The sequence below is a fragment of the Streptosporangium sp. OZ121 genome (assembly GCF_051918885.1).
In the GTDB taxonomy this organism is placed as follows: Bacteria; Actinomycetota; Actinomycetes; order Streptosporangiales; family Streptosporangiaceae; genus Streptosporangium.
In genome coordinates this window covers 177,259-201,889 of sequence record NZ_JBPXMC010000012.1, presented here as the reverse complement: position 1 = coordinate 201,889, position 24,631 = coordinate 177,259, and the positions used below count along the sequence as shown (strand labels likewise).

At 69.3% G+C, this 24,631-nt stretch carries 22 protein-coding genes and 2 tRNA genes; 9 read left to right on the top strand and 15 right to left on the bottom strand.

Going from position 1 to position 24,631, the window contains the following annotated elements:
- Positions 1 to 234: 234 nt before the first annotated feature.
- Entirely contained in the window at positions 235 to 3,003 is a 2,769-nt protein-coding gene (locus tag ACTOQ1_RS22705; RefSeq protein WP_440070023.1) for an AAA family ATPase, read from the bottom strand.
- A 478-nt stretch (positions 3,004 to 3,481) separates the two neighbouring features.
- Between ACTOQ1_RS22705 and ACTOQ1_RS22700 the strand changes: the two genes are divergently transcribed.
- From ACTOQ1_RS22700 to ACTOQ1_RS22685, 4 genes are all read left to right on the top strand, one after another.
- Positions 3,482 to 5,038 carry an MFS transporter gene (locus ACTOQ1_RS22700; RefSeq protein ID WP_440070022.1) on the top strand — a complete coding sequence of 519 codons (1,557 nt, stop codon included), beginning with the start codon at positions 3,482 to 3,484 and terminating at the stop codon, positions 5,036 to 5,038.
- Between the two features lie 142 nt (positions 5,039 to 5,180).
- Positions 5,181 to 5,714, top strand: a complete 534-nt coding sequence (locus tag ACTOQ1_RS22695; RefSeq protein WP_440070021.1) for a TetR/AcrR family transcriptional regulator — start codon at positions 5,181 to 5,183, stop codon at positions 5,712 to 5,714.
- A 311-nt stretch (positions 5,715 to 6,025) separates the two neighbouring features.
- On the top strand, positions 6,026 to 7,102 hold the full coding sequence (locus ACTOQ1_RS22690) for an extracellular catalytic domain type 1 short-chain-length polyhydroxyalkanoate depolymerase (protein WP_440070020.1): 1,077 nt from the start codon (positions 6,026 to 6,028) through the stop codon (positions 7,100 to 7,102).
- A gap of 84 nt (positions 7,103 to 7,186) precedes the next feature.
- The gene (locus ACTOQ1_RS22685; protein ID WP_440070019.1) at positions 7,187 to 7,705 is read left to right on the top strand and encodes a hypothetical protein; all 519 of its coding nucleotides are present in this window, start codon (positions 7,187 to 7,189) and stop codon (positions 7,703 to 7,705) included.
- A gap of 581 nt (positions 7,706 to 8,286) precedes the next feature.
- Here ACTOQ1_RS22685 and ACTOQ1_RS22680 read toward each other — a convergent pair.
- From ACTOQ1_RS22680 to ACTOQ1_RS22625, 12 genes are all read right to left on the bottom strand, one after another.
- A complete protein-coding gene (locus ACTOQ1_RS22680; RefSeq protein WP_440070018.1) occupies positions 8,287 to 9,327 on the bottom strand; it encodes a thiopeptide maturation pyridine synthase in 1,041 nt (346 codons plus the stop codon).
- Between the two features lie 5 nt (positions 9,328 to 9,332).
- Positions 9,333 to 10,163: a lantibiotic dehydratase C-terminal domain-containing protein gene (locus tag ACTOQ1_RS22675; RefSeq protein WP_440070017.1), complete on the bottom strand. Its 831-nt coding sequence runs from the start codon at positions 10,161 to 10,163 to the stop codon at positions 9,333 to 9,335.
- Positions 10,160 to 12,346 (bottom strand): hypothetical protein, encoded by a 2,187-nt coding sequence (locus ACTOQ1_RS22670; RefSeq protein ID WP_440070016.1) that lies wholly within the window; start codon positions 12,344 to 12,346, stop codon positions 10,160 to 10,162. The genes ACTOQ1_RS22675 and ACTOQ1_RS22670 overlap by 4 nt, the downstream gene beginning before the upstream one ends.
- Before the next feature lie 69 nt (positions 12,347 to 12,415).
- Positions 12,416 to 12,589, bottom strand: coding sequence for a hypothetical protein (locus tag ACTOQ1_RS22665; protein WP_156046007.1), 174 nt, complete (start codon positions 12,587 to 12,589; stop codon positions 12,416 to 12,418).
- Between the two features lie 18 nt (positions 12,590 to 12,607).
- On the bottom strand, positions 12,608 to 13,936 hold the full coding sequence (locus ACTOQ1_RS22660; RefSeq protein WP_440070015.1) for a hypothetical protein: 1,329 nt from the start codon (positions 13,934 to 13,936) through the stop codon (positions 12,608 to 12,610).
- Between the two features lie 8 nt (positions 13,937 to 13,944).
- Complete coding sequence (locus tag ACTOQ1_RS22655; RefSeq protein ID WP_440070014.1) at positions 13,945 to 15,765, bottom strand: TOMM precursor leader peptide-binding protein; 1,821 nt, start codon at positions 15,763 to 15,765, stop codon at positions 13,945 to 13,947.
- Positions 15,762 to 17,297, bottom strand: a complete 1,536-nt coding sequence (locus tag ACTOQ1_RS22650; RefSeq protein WP_440070013.1) for a hypothetical protein — start codon at positions 17,295 to 17,297, stop codon at positions 15,762 to 15,764. Before ACTOQ1_RS22650 ends, ACTOQ1_RS22655 begins: the two co-directional genes overlap by 4 nt.
- A gap of 82 nt (positions 17,298 to 17,379) precedes the next feature.
- Positions 17,380 to 17,562 carry a sulfotransferase gene (locus ACTOQ1_RS22645; RefSeq protein ID WP_440070053.1) on the bottom strand — a complete coding sequence of 61 codons (183 nt, stop codon included), beginning with the start codon at positions 17,560 to 17,562 and terminating at the stop codon, positions 17,380 to 17,382.
- 164 nt (positions 17,563 to 17,726) lie between these two features.
- Entirely contained in the window at positions 17,727 to 18,512 is a 786-nt protein-coding gene (locus tag ACTOQ1_RS22640; protein WP_440070012.1) for a DUF6461 domain-containing protein, read from the bottom strand.
- 98 nt (positions 18,513 to 18,610) lie between these two features.
- A complete protein-coding gene (locus tag ACTOQ1_RS22635) occupies positions 18,611 to 18,832 on the bottom strand; it encodes a hypothetical protein (RefSeq protein WP_440070011.1) in 222 nt (73 codons plus the stop codon).
- Positions 18,833 to 19,070: 238 nt separating this feature from the next.
- Positions 19,071 to 19,643 (bottom strand): hypothetical protein, encoded by a 573-nt coding sequence (locus ACTOQ1_RS22630; RefSeq protein ID WP_440070010.1) that lies wholly within the window; start codon positions 19,641 to 19,643, stop codon positions 19,071 to 19,073.
- A gap of 208 nt (positions 19,644 to 19,851) precedes the next feature.
- Entirely contained in the window at positions 19,852 to 20,256 is a 405-nt protein-coding gene (locus tag ACTOQ1_RS22625; protein WP_440070009.1) for a DJ-1/PfpI family protein, read from the bottom strand.
- A gap of 484 nt (positions 20,257 to 20,740) precedes the next feature.
- Between ACTOQ1_RS22625 and ACTOQ1_RS22620 the strand changes: the two genes are divergently transcribed.
- The 5 genes from ACTOQ1_RS22620 (at position 20,741) to ACTOQ1_RS22600 (ending at position 24,207) form a co-directional block, all read left to right on the top strand.
- Positions 20,741 to 21,160, top strand: coding sequence for a hypothetical protein (locus tag ACTOQ1_RS22620; RefSeq protein ID WP_440070008.1), 420 nt, complete (start codon positions 20,741 to 20,743; stop codon positions 21,158 to 21,160).
- Positions 21,161 to 21,533: 373 nt separating this feature from the next.
- On the top strand, positions 21,534 to 22,274 hold the full coding sequence (locus ACTOQ1_RS22615; RefSeq protein ID WP_440070007.1) for a hypothetical protein: 741 nt from the start codon (positions 21,534 to 21,536) through the stop codon (positions 22,272 to 22,274).
- Complete coding sequence (locus ACTOQ1_RS22610) at positions 22,181 to 23,062, top strand: NACHT domain-containing protein (protein ID WP_440070006.1); 882 nt, start codon at positions 22,181 to 22,183, stop codon at positions 23,060 to 23,062. Before ACTOQ1_RS22615 ends, ACTOQ1_RS22610 begins: the two co-directional genes overlap by 94 nt.
- Positions 23,063 to 23,530: 468 nt before the next feature.
- On the top strand, positions 23,531 to 23,824 hold the full coding sequence (locus ACTOQ1_RS22605; RefSeq protein WP_440070005.1) for an ArsR/SmtB family transcription factor: 294 nt from the start codon (positions 23,531 to 23,533) through the stop codon (positions 23,822 to 23,824).
- The gene (locus tag ACTOQ1_RS22600; RefSeq protein WP_440070003.1) at positions 23,821 to 24,207 is read left to right on the top strand and encodes a VOC family protein; all 387 of its coding nucleotides are present in this window, start codon (positions 23,821 to 23,823) and stop codon (positions 24,205 to 24,207) included. Before ACTOQ1_RS22605 ends, ACTOQ1_RS22600 begins: the two co-directional genes overlap by 4 nt.
- A gap of 118 nt (positions 24,208 to 24,325) precedes the next feature.
- On the opposite strand, the gene ACTOQ1_RS22595 is transcribed toward ACTOQ1_RS22600, so the two are convergent.
- Positions 24,326 to 24,399 (bottom strand) — tRNA-Glu (locus ACTOQ1_RS22595).
- Between the two features lie 2 nt (positions 24,400 to 24,401).
- Positions 24,402 to 24,482 (bottom strand) — tRNA-Tyr (locus tag ACTOQ1_RS22590).
- Between the last annotated feature and the right edge of the window lie 149 nt (positions 24,483 to 24,631).

The window sequence follows — 24,631 nt, the reverse complement described above, 5'->3', positions numbered from 1 at the left end:
GATGAGGTCGTGCGATCCGAATCGCCGTCGGTCATCGTCGTGTCACCAGGCTCGCACCCGTGGCGACGGTCCGCGTCGGTGGAAGCTACGGAGATCCCGACCGATCGCACCGTCCTGGCAAGTCGTATGAGCCCGGCCGACGCTGTCAAAGCAGCCTAATGCGGCTGGTAGATCGAGCACCGACGCCTGGCTGCCCGGCCTTCCCGGGCTTCTGGCCGTGGTGTGCCCGGCCGGTCAGCGCAGCGGCAGTTCCTTGAGCTGCCTGCGGGAGGTGATGCCGAGCTTACGGAAGATGCTGCGCAGGTGGGCTTCGATCGTGCGCGGGCTCAGGAACAACTGTGCGCCGATCTCCCGGGAGGTTGCCCCGGTGGCGACCAATCGGGCGATGTGCAGCTCGTGGGTGGTGAGGGCGTGGGCCGGCTGGGTGGTGCGTTTGCGCGGGTGCTCACCGGTGGCGCGCAGCTCGCGGGCGGCTCGCTCGGCGAACGCTTCTGCACCCATGTCCGACAGCAGTTGGTGGGCGGTGCGGAGGCTCTTGCGCGCGTCCTGGCGGCGGCCTTCGCGGCGCAGCCACTCGCCGTAGACGAGGTGAGCACGAGCCGTGTCGCCGGCCATCCGGGACTTATCGAGCCGTTCGATCGCCTCGCGGTAGTGCTTCTCGGCATCAGGCCCCGTGCTGGTCAGCGCTCGTGAGCGCGCGGCCAGGCCGAGCGCCCATGAGGTGCCGCACGCATCCGCGCGTGAGCTGAACTGCTCCAGCGCGAGCGCCGCTCGTGCCGGTTCGCCGGCACGGACGGAAGCCTCGATGAGCTCGGGCAGGCCCGTGCTGCTGATCGACAGTTCGGCGGACCTGCACGCTCTCTCCGCCGCTTCCTGCGCGACCGAATAGTTGCCCAACCCGTTGTGAAGTACTGCCACCGCGTACTGGGCCAAGGCGACATCCGTACCCCCGTCGGGGTAGCTGTCCTCCTGGGCAATGATGGTGTTGAGCGCGGTGGTCTCGGCCTGGTCACCACGCCAGGCGTGCAGAATGACGTGAGCGTGGCACAACGGCACGCCCCCGGTCGCCTGTGTGATCACTGTGGCCTCGGCGGCCAGCTCGCTTGCGTGGGCGAGATCGCCCAGCAGGACCGACGTGATGGACAGGAAGTTCAGTGCGGCGGGGAGCGCGGCCAGCGCGCCGACTTCACGAGCGAGCTGGACGTTGCGGCTGGCCAGCACGTAGAGCAGTTCGTCGTCGAGGACCGCCACGGCGTTACGGCCGGCCAGCCACAGCCAACGGTCGCTCTGGCTGGATTGCCCAGATTCCACGTGCGGGCCGTCGCGGAACGCTGCCAGCGCGAGCCGCAGCCCGGGCGCTCCTGCCGAATATCCCCTTGTCAGGGTCGTCGCCAGCCCATCGAGGAGCAGGTCTACCGGTCGCGGCGGCACCTCGGGTGCGGGGGCGGCCAGGGCCGCCTCGGCGGTGCGCACCGCGTCGCCCCCACCGTTGATGATGGCCGCATCCAGCGCATGTAGGTAGGTTTCGCGGGACAGCGCGGCGTCCAACGGGGCGAGTGCCTTGGCGGCATCCATCAGCATGCCCGGCACCTCGGTGCCACGGGTCAGGTGGAACGCGATCTGGGCTCGCAGCAAGTCGAGCCGCGCACGTTGCAGGGGAACCAGCGACCCGACCGGTGCCGCCATGAGCAGTTCCAGCGCGCCTTCTGACGCACCGGCTTCGTGCATGACGTACGCGGCTTTCAGTGCCCGGCCCGCACGGACGGCGGGCTCAGGAGTCAGCTCGGTGGCCCGCTGTAGGAACGCGGCTGCGGCGGCCAGCCCGCCGCGGGCCCGCGCCCGGTCGGCTGATTGTTCAAGTTCGGCAGCAGCGTCCTCGTCGGTGCCCAAGACCGATTGTGCGCGGTGCCAGGCGCGCCGGTCCGGGTCGGTCTGCGGGTCGGTGGCGGCGGCCAGCGCGCCGTGGACGCGGCGGTGGTCGGGTGTCGTGGCGGCCCGGTAGACCGCCGAACGCGCCAACGGATGACAGAACCGCACTCGGAGTTCGATCTCGAGTAGTCCGGTGGCTTCTGCGGGTGCGGCCGCCTCGCGGGCGATGCCCAGCTGCTCGGCGGCGCGCCACAGCAGCGCCACGTCGCCGGTTGGCTCGGCGGCGGCGACCAGCAGTAGCAGCTGGGTCTCGGGGGGCAGGCTGCCGGAGCGGCGCCGGAATTCGTCCTCGACGCGGTGCGGGACACTGAGGGTGTCGGGCAGCTCGAACCCGCCGGCCAGCTGTGTCGGCGGCGCGCTGCGGGGGAGCTCCAGCAGCGCCAGCGGGTTGCCGCGTGCCTCGGCGACGATCCGGTTACGGACCTCGTCGTCCAGCGGGGTGCGGACCGCGGTCGCCAGCAGCGCTTCGGCATCGGTGCCGCCGAGCCCGTCCAGGCGCATTTCCGGCAGTCCGGCGAACACGTCGACGGGGCCATCGCCAGCGTCACGTAGCGCGAAGAGTAGGGCGATCCGTTCGGCCGCGACCCGGCGTGCCACGAACGCCAGGACTTGCGCGGAGACCTCGTCCAGCCATTGGGCGTCGTCGACGAGGCACAGCAGCGGCTGTTCCTCGGCGATCTCGGCCAGCAGGTTGAGGGTGGCCAGCCCGACCAGGAACCGGTCCGGTGCAGGTTCGGCGCGTAAGCCGAACGCTACGCCGAGGGCAGCCTGCTGTGGTTCGGGTAGCGCAGTCGTGTGGTCAAGCAGTGGCGCGCACAGCTGATGCAGACCGGCGAATGCGAACTGGGTCTCGGACTCCGCTCCGACCGAGTGCTCGACCCGGAACCCCAAGGGAGCCGCGGTCTCGCGGGCATGCTCCAGGATCGCGGTCTTTCCGATGCCCGCTTCCCCGCGCACCACGAATGCCCCGCTGCGTCCGGTCTGTGCCTGGGCGAGTAGGTGTTCGACGGCGACGCGCTCTGCGCGCCGGCCCAGAAGGTTCGCCAGTTCGTTCTCACCTGAGTCCGTCGGCACCGCAGAAAGACTTATAGCTTAGGTAATTATCGCCGATGCGAACCACAGCCGCCAGAGCTGGTTCTCAAAGGAACATATAACTTAGGCAATTATCGCCGATGCGGACTGCATTCGCGTGGCGTAAGCGCGTAGGCGCGCCGGTGGTCGATCGCTGATCCGGCTTGTGTCGGGCGGCGATGGTCCAGATCGCGGCACCGTGGCGACCGGCGAAGGACTCAGGGGCTTCCGCCGACGCCAAGGCGCCGTCACTGCTGCGAGCCTGACAACACGACAACGACCGGCGACGAGGGGTGCCGAGGTGATCGGCGTGGGGTAGCCCCAGCGTGGACCCGCGGCCATGTGATGGGACGCGTCAGGCAACCACACCTCAGCTATTCGAACGATCAGACGGTACAACCATATGGACGTGTTGTGCAACCGACCAACTGGACTGTAAGCTGCGGCGGCAGCCCACCCGACCTCCTGATCAGGAACTTTCATGAATGACGCAGCCCCCAAGGCGACCGCCAGGAGCTGGATCGGTCTTGCCGTACTGGTCCTGCCCCTGCTGTTGATTACGATCGATGGCACCGTCCTGATCCTGGGTCTGCCCGCGATCTCCGCTGAGTTGAGCCCCACAGGTGTCGAGCAACTGTGGATGATCGACATCTATTCACTCGTGCTCGCCGGTCTGCTCGTGGCGATGAGCACCGTGGGCGATCGCTTCGGTCGGCGCCGCAACCTGCTCATCGGCGCGGTCGTCTTCGCGACCGCGTCCGTGGCCGGCGCGCTGGCGACATCGCCGTGGATGCTGATCGGCGCCCGTGCGCTTCTGGGCGTGGGCGGTGCGATCATGATGCCCTCGACGCTGTCACTGGTGCGCAACATGTTCCTCGACCGTCAGCAGCGCCGCTACGCGATGGCCGCGTGGGCGGCGATGGCTTCGGTCGGCGCGGCGGTCGGGCCGATTGTCGGCGGCTGGGTCATTGAGACATTCAGCTGGCAGGTCGCGTTCTTGATGAACATCCCCGTCATGCTGCTGCTGCTCGTCCTTGGCCCGTTGCTGCTGCCGGAGAGTCGCAACCCCGAGCTGCACAAGATCGACATCCTCAGTGTCGTGCTCTCTTTCGTGGGCATGATCGGCGTGGTCTACGCCATCAAGACCCTCACCGGCGGCAAGGAAATCGCTCTCGGGGTCGCTGCTCTCGTCGTCGGCTTGACCGCAATCACCCTGTTCGTCCACCGGCAACTGATGCTTCCCGCTCCGCTCCTCGATGTCAGGCTGTTCAAGGTGCGCTACTTCCGAGGCGCCGTCATCGCGGATCTGCTGTCGATCTTCGCGATGGTCGGCGCGCTGGTAGCGCTCATCCAGTACCTCCAGCTTGTACTCGGCCTCAACCCGATCCAGGCGTCCATCTGGCTCATTCCCCAGGCGATCTTCGCCGCTACCGCCGCATTCGTCGCGGCAGTGGTGGTCAAGCGCCTCCTCCCCGCCTACGTCATCACCGCCGGACTCCTGATCGCCGCTATTGGCTTCGGGCTGATCAACTTCCTGTCGCCGACATCGAGCCCCGCCTTGATCGCAGCGTCTCTCGCCCTGGTCTCGCTGGGCGCGGGCATGGGACTTGCCTTGAGCAACGACATCATCATGAGCTCCGTCAAGCCTGAGCGTGCAGGACAGGCCGCCGCGACCTCGGAGACCGCTTACGAGATCGGCACGACATTGGGGACAGCCGTACTGGGCGGGATACTCGTCGCCTGGTACACCAGGGTGGTCACCGCCGGAACCGATGCGCTCGATCTACCCAGGTCGATTGCCGAACGGGCGTCCTCGACGATGGCAGAGGCACTGCTGGTAGCGGCCGAGGTCGGTGGCGATGACGGGTCGTCCATCCTCGAGATCGCCGAGTTCGCCTTCACCGAAGCGATCATCGTCACCGGCATAGCCGGCGCCGGGATCATGGTCCTCACAGCGATCTGGGCCCTTGTCACGCTCCGAGGTGCGGCTGCGAACAAGGATCTCGCCGCAGAACACGAGCACGAACTCGTACCTTGATTCGGAGCTCCCCGCCACCATGGGGCCGTACGCTCGTGCCGTACTGTAGAACGCTCGGTCAGTAATGATGTCGATGTGCGGCGGGTGGTCTGGTGTGGCTGAGGGGCGACGGACGCGGAACACTGAGCGCACGCGGCGGGCCGTGCTCGATGCGGCCACTCAGGTGATTCTGGCGAAAGGTGCCGCTGTCACGCTGGATCAGGTTGCCTCGGTCGCCGGTGTGTCGAAGAGCGGCTTGATTCACCACTTCGGTAGTCGGGACCAGCTTGTGATCGCCGTGGTGCAAGACGTTCAGGAACATTTCAGGCAGACGGTCCTCAGCCACCTCGACCTGTCAGAGAACCACCCCGGCAAGATGCTCCGTGCCTACGTTCGCGCACTCTGCGCGGGACGTTCGGATGCCGGAACTGCGCACGACTTCACGTCAGCGGCGATCTGGGGTGGTCTGCACGCGATTCCCGGCGTTGCGGCGGTCACGGAAGAACACAGTGCGTGGTGGAGCGAGCAGTTCGCCGTCGATGGGTTGAGCCTCGAGCGCATCCAGATCGTGCGCCGAGCCGCCGAGGGCGTCGTCGTTGCCGCCGTGTACGGGGAAGAGAACGACGCGAGCATCGCCACCGCTCGTCGCCTGCTGCTTGAGCTCGCCACTGACGGCACCTTTCACACGCCCATCTGACGCGCTGGCGACCCGCCGAACCTCAGAACACCCCGCTGCGTCCGGCCTCTGCCGGGGCGAGCAGGTGCTCGACGGCGAGAGTCTGTCGGTGTCGGAGTAGGCAGATGTGCCGGCGCGGATCGTCTCTATTCCTGATACCCCTCCGCAATGCCCCGTTCTCCATGTGAACGGACTGATGATCCGGATGCCCGCGGGTCGAGACCGGCTTCGAGCAGGCGGCAGCGCGCTGACTGTGACAGCTAAGGGGCTCATACCGACGCGAAGGTGCCGGCGGTGGCGGGAGCCTGGTGTCAAGACGAAAGGAGCACTCAATGACTGCACTGGGCCAGGCGCTCGAGTCCGATCAGCTGCGGTCCGACCGGCTTCGGCGGCGGCGATGGCCCTGGATCGCCTCCTGCGTCGTGCTGGTGCTCGTGGTCGTGGTCGGTGTCGGTGCTGCGGTCTTCCAGTTTGGCCTGCCATGGTGGATGGGGGAGGGAGACCGCAATCACAAGTACGAAAGCGACGTCGGCTCTCAGCGTTACCAGGTCCACCTACCGCCACAGTACGACGGCACCACCCGGTTGCCGGTGATCATGGCGATTCACGGGTGCGGGATGTCCGGGTACGGCTGGAACTCGATGAAGTTCACGACGCAGTTCGACGACCTGGCCGACCGCGAGGGCTTCATCGTTGTCTATCCGACGCAGCGCATGTTCCGCAGCGCGATCAACTGCTGGAACTCGGCTGATCCGCGGGAACAGCACCGTTACGACGGAGAACCCGCGCTGCTCGCAGGCGTGGCTCGGCAGGTGGTCGAGGAGTACAACGCGGATCCGGACCACGTGCACGTCGCCGGCGCGTCGTCCGGTGCGGGGGCCGCCGTCATCCTCGCGGCGACCTACCCCGACGTCTTCGCGACCGCGACGTCGGTCGCCGGTGGCGAGTATGGGCTGAACCAGGTGGACCCGAACGACCCCGGCGCCACACCGCCGGACTACACCGCACGTCAGGCGTGGTCCCAGATGGGCGACCGGGCGCGGCAGGTGCCGCTGCTCGTCATCCAGGGCGAGGAGGATGACGTCGTCCCACCAATCGTCGCCACTCGCCTCGTCGAGCACTGGACCGCGGTGGGTGACCTCATTGACGATGGTCTGCCCAACGAGAGTTTGGACCTGGTCGAAGAGACGACGACGGTGCCTGCGGAACCGGGCAGGAATGCGTACACGCACACCACCATCATCACGCCGGACGGCACGTCTGTCGTCGAGTCGTACCTCGTCCACGATATGGGGCACGTCTGGCCGGGCCCTGCCGGCGACGGCCTCTTCACCGATCGCGCCGGCCCGGACGCCAGCGCCATCGTCTGGGACTTCGCCCGACGCCACCCGAGAGGATCACCGGCGTAAGTCCCATGACCTGCCAACCGCCGCCGCGTCGGCTGCGGAAGCGGCGCGGAGCGCTGACGTGATCTTCGGCCTTGTGATGGCGGTGTGAAGTACGCGCGCGAGCACGCCGTGATGCGGCCGGCCTGTGGCGATCTGGAGCGTGCGGGCCGGTCGCGGCAGGTTTGGCCTCGGCTGCAGCGCACGTTTCTGAGTAAGGTCGTTGGCCCGCACTTCGAGACGATCTGCCGCGACTGGGCTCGCTGGGAAGCCGAGCCGGACGTTCTTGGTGGTTTTCCGACCCGGGTCGCGGCCGGGGTTGTCAACGACTCCGCCGCGCGTACTCAGCACGAGGTGGACGTGGCGGTCTTCGGCCGCGACGAGCAGGGCCGCGAGGAACTCCTCGCGATCTGCGAGGCCAAGTGGCACGATACGGTCGGGACCGGCCACCTGCGACGCTTGGCGCATGTCCGTAGCCTGTCGCGTGTCCGGGACGGTGTCCGGGCCGACCGATGCCGGCTGCTGCTGTTCAGCGGCGGCGGCTTCGCCGACGACCTTCGGTCCGTGGCGGCCACGGACCTCGGCGTCCGGCTCGTCGACTTGGATCGTTTGTACGCGGCGGACTGACCCTGAGCGGCGGCCCGCACTGAGCACCCAGGTAAGACCGCCGGCACGACTCCTGAACTCGGCTGACTTATGCTGGTCGCGACCTGGACAAACGTGCGTGAGCATGCCGCTGGGCCACCGGGCTACTGGGGGTCAAGGGGTCGCAGGTTCAAATCCTGTCGTCCCGACCAGGTTTTAGCTGGTCGGCAAGTGTGTCACCCGAAAGGGAGGCGCCCTTTCTTGGTTCTGGGTGTGCCTACGGCTCCCGTCACGTGAAGATCCGGTCCATCGCCTCCGCCCCGCCGAGGAGCATCGGGCGGATCTGCTTCCGGTAGACCGCCTCCGTCACGGCGGTTCCACTGTGGTCGACGAGGCGCGCGATGTTCTCCAGGGGACGCCGGAGTCGGACAGCAGCGAGACGAGGCTGTGCCGCATTCCCAAGGTGTCCAGAAGATCTTGTCTATGGCCTGGATGCCCGTGGTGAGGGCGGGCCTGACAAGGGCGGCCGGGGCCGGGTGATGCGCACCCTGGCCACCGACATCGTCACGGGGCGGCGGATCGAGGCCAGCCGCACGAAGGCAGCTGACTGGTGATCCCTCCCACTAGCCGGAGGCGTAGCGGCGCATCGACTCCAGGCCGGAGACGCCGTAGACCTCCTCGACCGCGTTCGCGAGCAGGTGGCAGGTGCGGAAGCGGTCGAGCGGGGTCAGTCCGAGCCTCGTCAGGTGCAGGTAGGTGTAGTTGAGCACCACCCGGTAGCGCAGGAAGTCGGGGCGGGTGAACATGTCGCGGCGGTAGCCGGGGGTGCCGAACATCAGGGTGTGCAGTTCGCCCCTCGTCTCGGCCGGGGTGTCGTCCATGGTCGGCAGCAGGTGCACCACGCGGTCGGCCCTCGCGCGGTAGGTCTCCACGAGCGCCGCCCACTCCCGGACGAACGGGCTGTTTCCGTCCGCGTCGATGGTGTCCACGACCTGCCTGACCCGTTGGGTGAGCAGGGCGCGGCGGGAGCCGTACACCTCGTCGAAGGAGCGCCGGGCGGCCCCGGGGTCCTTGGACCACGTGAGGTAGCCCTCGGCGTGCACCCGGAACGACAGGTAGCTGCGCTCGATCGGGTGGGAGGTGTGCGCGACCGTCAGGAGCAGGGCCATGGCCAGGTCCGACTTGGTGTCGCGGCCGTCGCGGCAGTGGTCGAGCATCGCGAACAGGAGCGGCGTGCTGTCGCTGTAGAACGCGGTGAGCAGGTCGACGCCCTCGTCGCCGCCCAGGACGTGGCGGCGGTCGTCGAACGGGAACTCGACGATCGAGTTGTCGGCGGGCCACGGGGTGAGCGGGCCGTGTTCCTGCTCGCGCGCGGCCATGAGGCGGTGCCGCGCCAGGCTCTCGGCCTGGTCCACCACGTACGTCGACGGGTGGTCGCGCAACCATCCGCCGACGACCGCGTCGACGCGGGGGCGCACCACCTCCTCCCACGTCCGCCGGTCGGTCTTCACGTTGATGCGCAGGTGGGGGCCCTGCCGCCAGTGGCGCACCACGTACGCCGCCTCGACGTGGTCGTGGATGTCGGCCAGCAGGGGCCGGACGGCGTCGAGGAGCAGAGGGTCCTTGTCCGGCTCGTGGTAGAAGACGTGGACGCTGTGCCACATGACGGTCACCTCCGCAGCGCGGCCAGCGCGCGGGCCGCGAGAGTCGAGATGTGCGATTCCGGGCCGGGGCGCAGGCCGATCCGGTTGTGGAACAGGTGGGCGCAGCGCAGCAGCACGCGGGCCCGTTGCGCGTCGTCGCCGATGACGGCCAGGTGGGCGTGGGCTGAGCCCGCGTCGCCGGTCGTCGCCGGGATGCTCGCGGCCAGGTCGTTGATCGAGGCGGCCCAGGTGCCGAGCAGGCCGGGGCCGTCCTTCAGGCGCCAGAGATGTTCGGTCTGGGTGACCAGCGCGGCCGGGAGGTCGCCGGGGTCGTGCGGGGGCAGGCGGCGGGCCGCTTCGGCGAGGTCGGGCTGGCAGGCGGCCATCGTCAGCGTGAGCACGGCGAGACCGACGGCGGTCCTGCGTTCCATCGCGGGCGCGCCGTGGAGGACGTCGAGCGCGAGGGAGCTGGAGATGCCGAAATGTCGTTCGACGGCGGGCATGTTTCCATAGACGCGCTCTTCCGGCTCATACGGGATGAACACCACGCTGCCGGCCGGGTGGAGGACCGGGTCGTAACTCTCGCGGCGTTCCCCTTTCGCGAGCACGGCCGCCAGCCGCCGGTAGGCCGGGGCGTCGACGGCGGGCGACGGGTGGTCGGCGAACCACCGGGCGGCCCGGGCACTGATCTCGTCGCGGGGTACCCCTTTCAGGCGCAGCCGCACGTGGGGGCCCGACTCCCAGTAGCGCAGGTAGAAGCAGGCCGTCGCCGACCGGGCCAGCGGGGTGACGACGTCGCGGATCAGGTCGTCGAGGTCGCCGGTGTGGAACAGGTGGGCGCTCTGCCAGGGGGTCACGGGGCGCTCACCTGGATGACGTACTCGGTGACGCGCGGGCCGCCGGGGTAGACGGGGGCGTCCTCGGGGGTGGGCAGGGTCTCCTCGACGACCATCAGGGCGTCGGGGTTCCCGGCCGCGTGGCGCAGGCCGGCGAGCAGGAAGGGGTCGGTGACGTCGACGTACATGGGCTTGCGGTGTTTGCCGAGCAGGCCCGCGAGCAGGCCGTCGCGCAGGTCCAGGACCCGGGCGAAGAAACGCCGCGGCATGCCGTGGTCGCGCAACCACGACGCCAGCGCGGGCGGGCCGCCCGAGGGGAAGTCGGCGGCGCGCAGCCGCCAGCACTCGCGGGCCAGCGTGACCATGCCCAGGTCGAGGCGGGGCAGGTGGTCGATCCGGCCGCGCGGCGGCACCGGGCCGGGGCGCGACACCCAGCCGGGCACCATCGCGACCGACGGTTCGCCGAAGACCCTGACCAGGAACTGCAACCACGGCGGCAACCAGTGCTGGGCGGTCATGCCCAGGTGCATCGGGCGCACCTTCCCGCCGTCGGCCCACAACGCCAGCCGGGAACCGTCGAGCCGCACCGTCAACGCCGAGGGGTGCAGACCTCCACCCGTGGTGTACGGGTAGTCGATCGTCACATCGGCCGTGGTGGTGCGGAGGTTCAGGCCGCTGCCGAGGGCGCCCGCGACCTCGGCGATCCTGGTGTCGCGTTGCGGGGCCCGCAGCGCCGACGCGTCCGGGGCGTGGCCGATCCGGCGCAGCTGGTGGTGGAGACGGGACAGCCCCTTCCCGTAACCGGCGGTGACGGTGTTGACGACCAGGCGGCCCTCCGGGAGCGCCTGGGCGTAGACGCAGATCGAACCCGGGGCGCGGAACCGGTCGTCGTCGGGGGGCTCGCCGGTCCGCAGGAAACGTTCGCGCAGGTCCGCGTGGCCGGGACCGGTCGCGAAGGGATCGCGGACCAGGTCGCGCAGCGGGCCCGGGGCACTGTGGACGGCGCGGTAGAAGCTCATGACGGGGACGGCGGCGCCGGGGCCGTACCGGCGCAGGAAGAAGTCGGCGGCGGCCAGTTTCACCGGGAGGTCGCCGTCGAACAGGGCCAGCCCCTTCCGCAGCCGGTTCAGGTCGTCGAGCGCCGGGCGCCACGCCTCCCGGCCGCACCGGCCCGCGTCGCCGGGGATGACGGCGTTGTGCCAGAACAGGTTCCGCTCCGGGATCTCCCTCGGGGCGAGCAGGTCGCGGATCACCTTCGCGTCCTCCTCGACGCCCAGCTTGGTCAGCGGGTCGTCGTCGTGTTCGCCGTACGGCGGCACGAGCTCCACCAGCCCGATGTCGGCCAGCGCCCTGGCCGGTTCCGCGAGCGCCGCTTTCACCGGCTCGGTCGCGGGCACGCTGAGCAGCGGTTCCGTCGCGGTCGGGCCGAGGAACCAGATGCGGCCGTCCTCCTCGAACGCGGTCGGGTTCACCCGCGTCTCCGCGGCCTCCGCGTGCCGCGACAACGTCACCCAGAGCGGGCGCAACACGGCGCGGTCGAGGTCGACGACCTCCCGCCACGTCAGGTCGGCGGGCGGGGCGGCCATGGGGCCGTCGTCGGTCCAGGTGCCGAAACCGCTCCACGCGAACGTCGCGTAGGGGCTGGTCTTCATGGTGGCGCGGGCCAGGTAGCGGGCCAGTTTGACCGCCTCCTGGCGCGACGGGGACGTGCGCGCGGCCAGGATCGGGCTGCCGAGCTGGAGCCCCCGGCGGAAGGTCGCGTCCTCGGCCAGCACGCGCAGGAGCTCGGCCTTCTCCCGCCGTTCGGCCTCGTAGACGGCGGGCAGGCCGGCTGCCAGCGTGTCGTGGTGGTCCTTGAGGGCGATCCAGGCGAGGACCCGTACCCGCAGCTCCTCGGGGAGGGCGGCGAGCACCTGCGGCGCGGTCGCCCGCCGGTCCGGGCGGCGGCCCCGGAAGAGGTCGCGGCGCAGCGCCACCAGGACCGGCTTGAACACACCCGCGCCGATCACCTCGTGCAGGGGGCCGGACATCGCCCGGCCCTCGTCCGCCAGCGTGCGGGCGACCTCGAGCAGCTCGTCGACGAGCCTCCACGTGCGCTCGCACCGCAACTGCCGCAACCCGTCGGCGGGCAGCCCGGCCACCCGGATGGCGAAGATGGGCGCCACGACGTAATCTCGGTCGGCGGGCTGAGCTGTTCGCGACAAGGACACTCCTTCATCCCGTGGCCGAGGGCGCCCGTGCCGTGGGCGCCCTCGGCGTTTGGCGGGGACCTGCTACGCCTCCGGCGCCCAGCAGCTGTTCGCCTGCATGTACGACGAGCAGTAGCCCATCGCCGACGAGGCGCCCGTCTCGATGGCGCCGTGGCCCTCCATCACGATCGAGTCGGCCGACAGGACGTCGATCGCCTCGACCTCCAGGCCGGACAGGTCAAGGGGGAGCTTGTCCATGACGTTTCTCCTTCTCTTTCACTGATCGGTGTGTTGCGGACGTGCCTTCGGACCTCCTTCCTGCGGATCGGGGAACCGGAGGACCAGGTCTGGCCCCCGGGACCTGGGGACGCCGACGAGCAGGGACGACAGGCTCCGCGCCGGGCCCGTCAGGCCCAGGACGCGGTCCGTCGCCTCGCCGGCGCCGTCGGAGTGGATGCGGGAGGTGAGACCCAGCGCGGCGGCGGCCAGCGTCGCCCGCTGCAGCGACGCGCCGGTCTCCACGAGCTGGTCACGGTGGTCGCGCGCGGTGCCCGCCAGGGGGTCGCCCACGGGGACGATCACTGCGGCGGCCGTCTTCAGGGCCTCCCGGGTGTTCGCCACGAGGGGGGCCGAGCCCAGTTCCTCCAGCGGTGCGGCGCGGACCCGTCGGAGGTCGCCGTCGTAGTGGTAGGCGGCCCTCGGGAGGCCGTCGACGCGCAGGGCCAGCAGGTAGAGGTCCAGGTCGGGGCAGACGGCGAGGCCGGCTATCGCGGCGATTTTCGTCAGCGGGACGGGCGCCGGGCGGAAACCGTCGACGGGGGAGTGGCGTGCGCGCAGACCGTCGCGGAGGTCCACCACTTCGGCCGGAATCCGGATGCCCCGTGCCGGTGGGCTCGGACGCCTCGCCCGCGAGGTGGCGTCCGCGGCCCGGTGCAGGTCGCGGGCCGCGCCCGGAGGAAACGGCAGGGGGAGAGGCCGGGCCTCCCGCGGCAGGTCGCCGGAGTTCCGCGGGGCATCGGCGGGCTCCGGCGGAAGGACCCGTTCGTACGGCTCCAGGTGCAGGACGGCCAGAGGGGATTCGCGGGATTCGTCCAGACCGAGGAGGGCGTGGTCGGCGTCGCCGGGGGTGACGGTCAGGCCCAGGGTGGCGGCGACCACCTCCGCCTGGGTGCGCAGGACGCCGATCTCCTGGCAGATCAGGCGGTAGGCGTAGTCGCCGTACTTGAACATGGAACGCCAGAAGACCGCCGTCAGGCAGATCCGCGCCGGGCCGTGGTCACCCGTGCGCAGCACCTCCAGGACCTCGTGGACCGGGTCGTAGTGGAACAGCCCGTCCGGGCAGGCGACATAGGCCTCGATGGGGTACAGCCCTCCCCCGGAGGGCGCCGGACGGCCCGGGATCGCCATCGGGCCCGCGTCCGTGTGCCGCCAGATCACGCGGGTGATGCCGAGCATGCCCCGGAGCAGCGCGCCCAGCGGGTGCCGTGGTTCGACCCATTCGGCCGACGGATAGCGTTTGTGCCGGAGCGGTGCCAGGTCCCACCGGATGTCGAGCGGCCCGCGATCCGCCATCGCCGCCACGTAACGTGCTGCCGCGTCCGTCATCGCGCGCCTCACGGGAACGGGTGCGGATAGGGGCTGAGATCGTCCACCGCGAGGTCGCGGTCGAGGTAGCCGATCGCGCGGCCCCGCGTCAGCAGCCGGGGGAGGCCGTGCACCCGCCGGTGGTGGTGGCCGAACGTCATCGGCACCGCCCCCGGCACGATCACCTTCGCGCAGGCGAATCCGCCCGCCGCCGCCTCGGGCGAGGTGGTGTCGACGGCGATCACGTCCATGCCGCTGGCCAGGAACCGGGCCACCAGGTCACGCAGGTCGTCGGCCAGGTCGTCGTGGGCCGGCCACTCCGGCAGCTCGCCGACCGTCAGCTCGGCGCCGCCCGACAGGAATTCCAGCCGCTCGTACGCCTTCGGGTGCCCGTACACCATCGGGTGGTGCTCCAGCAGGCGCACCTCGCCGGAGTCGGCCACCAGCCGGGCCGCCTCGCTCTCGTCATAACGGGCGACGTGATTGGCGAGCATCGGGCCCAGCTCGTCCAGGGCCCGGCGCAGGGCCCGTTCGGGGTCGAGGTGGGCGGCGCCGCCGCACATCGCCTTCGGCCGGTCCGACCGCCCCGACCGGTCGACGGCGGTGACCCAGAAGACCGGCAATCCCTGTTCGAGGGTGACCACGTGGGCGTGGACGTCGTAGCCGAGCCGGTCGCCGATCCGCTGGGCGGTCATCGGGACGCGCCGGTCGCGCGCCGAACGCAGGTCGACCCGGGGGAGCGGGAGGCGGGCGTACCAGGTGGTCAGGAAGGCGTCCCGTTCGGCGACCTCCAGCAGGCCGTAGAGGATCGCCTCCGCGAGCGACCCGCCGAGGGCGCAGCCGTTGGAACACTCGTAGGCGAAGCCCCGGTCGGGCCGGGGACCGAAGTAGGCGAACGTCTCCGGCACCAGCACCGGCCCGCCCCGCTGGAACGAGTGGCCCCAGACCCAGGCGGTCTCCCGCGCCGGGTCGAACCGGGTGAACCAGAAACCAGGCCGGTCGTACCAGTCGTCGGGATACAACCCCAGGCGGCGCGGGTCGAGCGCCTGGTCGGCGATGTCGTCGAACGCGGCCCTGACGGTGGTCCTGCGCCCGCGCGGCGAGAACCCGGCCAGCCGTTCGAGCGCCTCGGCGACGGCGGTCGCCTTCGCGGCGGGCACGTCCTCGCACCGCCCGAACCCGTGGTGGCTCTCGTGGGCGGCCCGCGCGGGGTTCAGCCGCGCCACGGCGACCGCGCCGTCCCGCGCGTCGGCGGCCAACGAGCGCACGACGCCCGTCTCCGGGTCGACGTAGCGGCGTTCCAGGTCGGCGAGGTCGAGGGTGGCGACCCGGAAACCCGACACCTTCGGCTGCGGCGTGAGGACGAACGGGCGCGGCCCGTCGGGCGGCCGGTCGCCGCAGACCTCGCAGAACGGGTCGGGCAGGAACGGGTGGCGTTCCAGCGCGCCGGTCCGGACCGGCATCCGGAGCATCGCGCCGCTCGTCAGCGCGGCCGACGGGTCGGCCAGCAGGTTCTCTACCTCTTCGGCCACCAGTTCGCCGACCGTCCCGGCCACGAGGGAGGTGAGGAGGGCGGGGCGGTCGCGCAGACGTACCTGGAAGTGCTCCCGGTTCCCGGCGCGCCGCCGCTCCACACAGGTGGGACAGCCCGGCTTGCCGGGGAAGGCGGTGGGACCGATCACGACATGTCCTGCTTCGGTGTGCACGGGCAACCACGGCACCCCGTAACGCCGCCGCCCGATGTCGTCGGCGTCGCTGGCGACCACGACGACCCCGGTGACCCCGCCCGGCCGCACCCGCGCCCTGATCGCCTCGAAGAGCCGCCCCGACCCCACCACGTCGGCGATCACGACGTCACCCGCGCCACGAACGCCGGCCCGTCAACGGGCAACGAGACGGCGGTTCCGCCGATCGGATGTCCCTCGCTCGCCCACCGCACGGGCGGTTCGAGGCCGGTCTGCGCCCGCAGCAACACCCGCTCCAGTCCGTCGCGCAACCCGAGCGACACGATCGGCGGGCGGTCCGGCACCTCGAACCGCAACACCGCCGACCCCGGGATCTCCCGCACGACCGGCACCTCACCGGACGCCACGACCTGCCGCCAGAGCGGCCCGTCCCGCGGCACGGGTACCTCGCCCCCCGCCCCCACCAGCGCCGCCCCGGCTTCGAGCCGCTGCCGGTGGGCCGCGGAGACGGCGTCCTCCCAGGTCAGCCCCGCACCGACGAAGCCGTCGCCGGAGTCCGCCGCGAACACCGCCAGCAGACACCGCAACCGCGCCGTGTCGTGATCCGTGCCCCACCCGACGACCTCGCGGTCACCGACCAGCGCCCGCACGACGGAGAGCGGCCCCTGCGGATAGGCACCCTCGTCGAGAACCGCGATCACCCCCATCCGGGGATCCACCAGATCACGACAGAGCGCGAAAAATCGGTCCCGAGCGCCCGCATCGCTCGAAGCATCGTGCCCGCCGAACCCCGCCGTACCCGGAAGCACCGGGCTCCCATCGCCGGCGTCGCGCTCCCCGCCGCTCGCCGGCATCCGCGACGGGTGGGTGGCTCCGGACACCTCCGCCGGGTCCCGGCGCGGCCCCGCGAAACGGTGGATCGTGCCTTCCAAGCTGCGCAGATCAACGCGTGTGAACGCGCGCCGCGCCTTCGTGAGCCCCGTCACCGCCGAGAAGACCCCCAGGGCCACCTGGGACGCCAGCACGCGGGGAACCGCGCCGCGCAACCAGTCGCCCCGCGTCCCCTCGCGGAGGGACAACCGCCCCCACCCGGTGGCCGCGTCGGTCTCCCCGGGCGGTCCCGCGGAGGTCAGCCAGGCCTCGTCGTCGCAGATCAGCACCTGCGCGAGCACCACGTCGGCGGGGCAGGCGAGCGCATCGGCCAGTAGTTCCTCCCGAGAGGTGCTGACCTGCACCAGAACGTCCCCGCCCGAGGTCACCACCTCGCGCCAGCCCACCGACCGGAGACACTTGACCAGCGCCGGGACCAGCACCCCGGTCCCCGTCACGCGCAGCGCCGAGTTCCGCACCCGGGCGAACCGCCCCGGGTGCCCGGCGAACGCGATCTCGGCCGCGTAGGTCTCCAGCTCCTCGGCGGACAACCCGTGAGCCGGAGCCCCGGTGTCGTCGACGACGAACCACAGGTCGGCCAGCCGTCCGACCAGGCCGGTGACCAGGTCGCGCTGGGCCTCGGGCAGGCCCGAGGTCAGCTCGCCCAGGGTCAGAGCCCCGTCGAGGCGTGGAGCCAGCCGTTCCAGCAGGGCCAGCGCGTGGGGTCCGCGCAGTGTAGCCGCCCCGTAATCCCCGTGAACATGAACCCCCCCGGGGAACTCGACCCACCGTACGTCAGCGCGCAGTCGGGGCCGAAACGTCTCCACATTTAGTGGGAGCGCTCCCATGCGCTCATAATACCGTCGACCGATTTACCTCGCAAGATCCATGTTTCAGGCATGTGACATCTCATCGACCCTGGACGATTGGCTTCGACTGCCGATGTGGTCTTTTCCGGTGGAACGCGGCCCGTTCACTCATCTGAGGAAATGGCATATCCGGAATCGGCGCGCCCAGGTATTGACAAAGCGGCTCCCACCCGTCCTCGCCCCTGAACACGAGCAGCTTTTCCGCCGGAATGGCCGCCCGCACTTTCCCGACGCGGGCGCGGAACACCTCACCATGCCGGGGCCGTGCCGCTCCAGGGTGGTGCGGATCGCGGTCTCGCGACGCTTCCACGGACCGTACCTGCCCCACACGTTCCAGGTGACGAGCCTGAACGTCGTGGTGATCAGCGGCCCGTGGGGACCTGCCGCTCAGTCTTCCAGGGGTTCCGCGCCGAGGAAGCGCAACTCCAACATCTCCGGAGAGAAGGGAAGGGCGGTGATCCTGCTCGCCAGGGCGAACGAGCGCTCCATCGGGGAGTCGATGTGGGAACCGTCGCCGTCGATGTCGTAGTCGGGGTCCAGGCCGACTTCGCGCATCTCCTTGATGAAGCGGTCTGGATCGTTGCCTGACCGCGCGTCCGGAAGCATCGGGTCGAACCAGACGACCGGCTGTCCGTCGACGATGTGGGCGAAGGTGTCCGAGGCGTAGTCATGACGGCAGACCGACACGACCTCGGTTCCCCGCGAGACCCGAGCCATGATCTCGGAGTCGACGGCGAGCTTCCATCCTCCGGGTTCGATGACCAGGGTCCAGTCACCGACCTTCACGGCGCCGATGTAACCGGCCGCGTCGTCCATCAAGCTCTCCGCCGAGCGTTCGTCCAGTTCGTCGAACGTGACCTCCTCCATGGTGCTCTCGTCCACGCCGAACCGACGGAGGACCTCCTCCGGGGAAAGATCGCGAACGAAGGACACGCAGTAGATTTCATCCAGTACCTCATGTTCGGAGAGCCAGGGAAATTCTTCGGGGGTCTCTGTCATCGCCACTCCTTTGATCAAGTGAGCGGCATGATCGCAGTAGTCGCCGACAAAAAGGTTCGCTCCCGGCCGGCGAAAGAACGCCGAGTGATGTTCCCGAGTGACGACGACCCTGGACAGTGGACGCCGGTGGATCACTATGAACTGTATGCACAGGTGAAATCGGGTATCGGGCATGGTCCCGCCCCCTCCCGGTTCGCCTGAGGGTCAAGGGACCGCAGTTTCAAATCCTGTCGTCGCGACCAGGTTCTAGCTGGTCGGCAGGGGTTTCGGAGTCATCTCCGGAGCCCCTTTTCCGACTGTCGGGAGCCGATAAGCGGATGGTCGGTCAAGTGTGTCGGCCCACGAAGACGCTGGACCGGGATATCCCAGCTGAGCGCCTCACCGAGCCAGGGGTCCCAGTCGCCCATGGGCCGCGTCACGACGGCGGTGCCGTGGTTGGCTATCAGCTGGATGCCGGCGAGCAGGATCTCGCACAGCGTGAACCCGCGCAGCACGCCGAGCGCGATGATTCGGGGCCCCGATCCGGGGAGGCGGTGGCGGGTCCGTCGTGCGCGAGATGGTGGCGGGGATGGCCGGCCGGACTCTTGGGGCGCGGTTCCCGGGGGAGATTTTCGCGTGGCATGGGGCCCCCGCAGACGGCACCGGTCGAAAACAGGGTGCACGGCGTCCCAGAGCGTACTTTCGGTCGGTTTCATCGGGTGAGGGCGGGCGCCTGGTCTCTATGTATACCGGCTAGGAGCTGATGGCCGGAGGGCTTGCCGGCTTTTCCCCCTGGCTCTGATCGGGCGCTTCTACGGTGGCGTTTGTGGCCGAGCGCCATCCTTCCGATCGGGTGGTAACCATGAAATCTTCTCCGCCGTAGAGCGACTCATAGCGGATCTCTAGATCGAATCGCTGTTCGATCAGTTCTCTGAACTGGGTGTGTTCGTCCTTGTCGTAGGCGTCCACGCCCAACAGGTAATCGATTTGGCCACTTGGCAGGACGCTGCCGTCGACCAGCGTCGATGCTCTGGGACGAGGAGTGATGGGATATCGGATCTTGCGTGCCGTCGTCCTGTGCCACGAACCCATCATTTCATCGTCGAGCCAAACTTTAGTATTTTTGATGATGGCCGGTCCGAGACCGGCATTGATCAGCGCGAGCCCTGCCGGACGTCCGCCGGAAAGTAGAATTTTCAGCTGGAGGAGTGGCCGGAGTGTGTGACGATTGTGTAGCCGAGTCGCTCTTAACTGATAGATCGAGACGATGAGCGACACGGTGGCGATAACGGTGGCGCTGATTGCCGCTATCGTTCCGGAGTCCACAGCTCCTCCTTCGTCGAGTCTCGCTGTGAAACCAATACCCTCTGCGAATCGCAGAAGTTCTACTACCAGAACGATGGTGACTGAGCTTCAGTTCCAGGCTGGGACTGCTCCGATGCGAAATGAAACTCGACGACAGGGCGCATCGTGGGCATGACCGCATCGGCGGATGCCGGCAGACCGTATCAAACGATGACAGTGTTTTCGCGGCTCAGGAGGCAGGCTGTTTGTCTGGGCACAGGTCATGGGGGACAGGGTCGGAGTCCGGCCCGCAAGCCGAGTCGGATAGTTGTTCGATCCACGTCGTTGAGGGGAGTGCCTGGGTCGGAGCCACAGTCGTGTGCGTTACCGCACAATCGGCACGTCTCCGAACGTCATCCGTAACCACCTTGAGAACCGTTGAGCTGTTAAAACGCCTCCCCCGTGTCCCGGGGGCCAAGGGGGCCAAGGGGGCCAATGATGATCGACAGTCGCGTAGCAGGCCAAACGCGGCCGGCACCTGCGGGCCGTGGCAGATCGTGCCCACCGGCAGGCCGCGCTCGAAGCAGTAGGGCACGATACGGGCGACGTCGGGATCGGCGCGGATGTACTCCGGCGCGCGGCCGCCCGGGATCACCAGCGCCTGGTAGCCCTCGGGCGCACGTCGGCGAACGCGAGATCCACCGGCAGCTGATGGCCGGGCCTCTCGGCGTAGGCGTCCCAGCCGGGCTCGAAGTCGTGGACCACCAGCTTTACCGCACGCGGGGCGGGGCCGCCACGATCGCCTCATGACCCCCTTCACGGAGCCGGAAGACGGGATACATGGAATCCAGCTCTTCCGCCGCATCGCCAGTCAGAACAAGCACTCGGGTCATGACTCACTCCTGTTTTCCCACGGAGGGTCTTAATCCGCGTAGCACCGCACGTCGATCGATCGGTCATGAGCAAGGCGTTGGCATCTTGGATCGAGGCTCATATGTACTGCCAGGTGATTGGGAGGTTAATCGTCAAGACGTTGACATTCGCGATCTTCTCGGAGACCGTCGTGACAGGCAGGTCGTCGGAACGCGCCGAATCGAAGACGCCGGTTCCTGGACGACCTTGAATTCACGGGGAGATCGATGAGACGCATCGCACGGACCGTCTTGAGCATGGTCCTGCTGCTCGCCATGTCCAGCCTGGCCCTGCCCGCTCAGGCCGCAGGAACGTTCATCGGAGGCGGGTGCCGGGAGGCGTTCAACCAGAAAGGTTTCAAGAACACCTATCCCTGCGTATCGGTGTCGGGCGGCTATTTCAGGGGTGACGCGTACACCGCCGGCCTGCCTGCCGCCTGCGATTACTACGAGGTGCGCATCGTGGAGCTCAGGCCGACGGGCGGGAAGGAGGTCGCCTGGACGGATCCCCAGCCCTGCAACAGGAGGCACTCGGATGTGGTCCTGTACGCAGACCGCGACGAGCTGTACACGTACGTGGCACGGATGGTGGTCTACAGCGGCGATGCGAGGATCGGGTCCCTGGAGAGCCCGAGGGTCTGGACCTAGGAATCACCGCTGATCTCCCGCGATTCGCGGAGAACGCCTGATCTCGTCACCGATCCCCGGTGACCGTCACGCCGCGGATTTTGGACAAAAGTCGTGAATTAACCCAATCATGGAAACTTTGTGTCCTCCACGTGATCAAAGGGCCTGACGGCCAACGGGACAGGCAAGGGAAACGCTCGTCCCGGCAAACTTCCCCGCCTATCATCGCCCTATGCCCGCGCCCCTCGAGTGGCTGGATCTGGCGGACAAGTCCGCCTCGGTGCTGGGGGCCTTGCTGGGTACGGCCTCGCTCGTCCTCAGTCTCCGGACGAGTCGGCGAGAGAGCCGGGGGCAGTCCGGTGCGAAGGGCGGGGCCTGGCGTGTGATGTCCGTCGTGTCCGCACTCCTCTCCACGGGCCTGGGCGCCGTCGGGCTGCTGGGGCTGACGGTGACGTGGCGGGCCGGATGGCTGGCGGCCGTGGCGGGCTGCGTGACGGTCACCCTGGCCGGCCTGGGGATGCACGCCAGGGAACGCAGGCGGCCATGGTTGCCCTCGCACGACCGGCTCCGCGCGCTGCTGGATCTGCACATCGAGCAGGCGGAGTCGCACCGGTACGGATTCGCCGAGTTACACGCCCCGGCGCTCGGGCGAATCTATGTCGAGCAGCGTACCGATCCCCTGAGAGCTCACGGAGGCGAGTTCGAGGAGCAGGGCGCGCTGCTGGGACTGTCGGAGATGCTCGCCCGGCGCCGACACGTGGTCGTCATCGGTGGCCCGGGGTCCGGGAAGTCGACGCTGGTCGCCAAGCTGGCGGGTGACGCCGCGATCTGGTGGTCCTCGGCCAGACGGCTCGACCAGCCCAGGGACGCTCCCCTCGGGGCGGTGTTCCCGGTGCGCCTGCCGGCCGCCGAGCTGGCGAATGACCGGGCCCTGCCCCAGGTTCTGGCCGAGAGCCATGCGCGGCACGGGCTGGAACTGGACCGCTCCCTCTTCGACGGCCCCCGCTGCCGGGCGTCGACTGGCTGGTCATGGTGGACGGTATGGACGAGATCACGAACACCCGCCAGCGGTCCGACGTCCTGCACCGGCTGGCCGCCTTCCTGGCGGAGTCGGGCAGGCCTCACCGATTCGTGATCACGAGCCGCCCGCTGCCGGAGGCGGAACTCGCCGAGTTCCGCTCCCGCGAGACCGGGCTCTTCGTTCTGCGGCCCTTCAGCTCCGACGACCTCTACAACTTCGCCGTCAAGTGGTACCGAGCCCGCACTCCCGACGACGACCCCGAGACGCAGGAGGTGGCCGCGCTGCGGCTGACCTCCCGCATGCACGCCTCGGGCCTGACCTCGATGGTCCGAATTCCGTTGATCGCGACGATGGCCGCGCTTCTTTACACCGCTGATCCGGACGCGGAGTTGCCGGGTTCGCGTGCCGAGCTGTACCGCTCCTTCGTCGACCTGCTGCGCAGCGGGCGCGCCGACGAGAAGGGGAGTTCGCCGCAGGCCGCCTGGCTGTCCGGTGTCCAGGAGCGGCTCATCGAAGCCCTCGCCGGCCGGTACATGGAGGACGCCGACGCCAATCTCGTCGAGGCCGCGAACCGGTGGGCCGAGGAGCACGCGCCGCGTAGCCTCAGCAGGCCGGTGGGCGGCTGGAGCGGTCGCGTACGTGACCGGCTCATCCGTAGCGGCCTGTTCGGCAGCGCCGCCGGCGAGGTCGTCTTCCTGCACCGCAGTCTCGCCGAGTACGTGGCCGCGGGGCCGGCGTCGTATCGGCAGGAGAGCTGGCGGGCCGATGTACGGCCAGGCGGTCGTCGCCGTCCGGCGGGTCCACGTGTCAGGCGCTCGGCCTTGCCGATGACTGTCCCTCGCCGCACCCGGCATGGCCGACGGCAGGTGCCGTATCCGCGCGGGCACGGTCAGTGCTGGTGACGCCGGGAAACGCGATGTTGGGCTGGGTGCCGCAGCTGCCTGGTCAGATGCCCGGTTCGGCTCATCGGTGAGAGTCCGCGGGGCTGCCGTGGCAGCCTCGCGGAGATCGCTCCGCTCCTGGACTCTGACTCGCGGGCGGCGACGCGGTGTTGCCGTTCGCGGAGCGGACGACCAGAGCGGCGGCGGCGAGAAGCAGGAAGACCAGCAGAATGTCCAAGGGGTTCACCATGCGCGCCTCTCTGCCCCGTGGTCGCGGGACTATCCGTCCCGGCGCGCGGATATCTGCCCACGGCGAGGAACGGCATCCGGATCCGGCCGGCTGGGTCCGGGCCGGCCTTCGGATTCGCCGCACGGCGCCCATCGGGTGGAGGCCGTCTCTTCGACCGGTGGTACGAGAATGCTCGATACGACAGGCAAGTTGCTGCTTGCCTCTTGATAGGCAAGCCCACACTTGCCTATGCTGGGGGTGTGGCGGAGGATGTCTTCAAGGCACTGTCCGACCCCACCCGCCGGCGCATCCTCGATGAGCTGGTGGAACGGGACGGCCAGACCCTGTTCGAGATTTGCTCGCGGCTGGTGGCCAAGCATGGTCTGGGAATGTCCCGCCAGGCGGTCAGCCAGCATTTGGCCGTCCTGGAATCCGCGGGTCTGGTCCGTTCGCGGCGCCAGGGCCGCTACAAGTTCCACGATCTGAACACCGAACCGCTTGAGCACATCGTGACCCGGTGGCTCAGGCCAGAAAAACCAGAGGGCACCCCATGAAGATCCACCTGTCCAGCGTCTTCGTCGATGATCAGGACAAGGCCCTGCGCTTCTACACCGACGTGCTGGGATTCGTGAAGAAGACCGAGATCCCGCTGGGCGAGCACCGGTGGCTGACCGTCGTCTCGCCGGACGATCTCGACGGGACCGAACTGCTGCTGGAGCCCGACGAGCATCCGGCGGTGAAGCCGTACAAGACGGCGCTGGTGGAGGACGGCATCCCGGCCACCGCCTTCGCCGTGGACGACGTGCATGCGGAGTTCGACCGGCTGCGCGGGCTCGGGGTGCGCTTCACCCAGGAGCCGCTGGAGATGGGGCCGGTCACCACCGCGGTCCTGGACGACACCTGCGGCAACCTGATCCAGATCGTGCACCACAAGTAGGACCTGCTTCCGCGGCCGCCTTGCCGGCGCCGGCGTCGTCCGGCGGGGGCCGCGGTCCGGCCGGGCCGAGCCGGGGGAGGCGCGTCTTGTTCGTGCTCGAACCGGGTGGGTCCGCCGGTGCTCTCGGCCGGATTCGAACCGGCGCCCGCCGCCTCGAAAGGCGTGTGTCCTCGGCCGCTGGACGACGAGAGCGGTGCAGGGGGACGGAGTCGAACCGCCACAGCCGAAGCGTCCGGGTTACAACCGGGTGAGCTCACCACGTGCTCAGCCCCTGCGTGTCGAGATGAGACTACCGAGGGAGCCCCGGCGGTCTCACCTCGTTTTCGCGCGCGGGCCCGGTCCCGGAAGGCGGGCCTCATCCGCGCCGCCCATGAGATTTGTCATCGGCCGGCGAGGAGGGACGCACCCGAGCCGGTGAGGACCG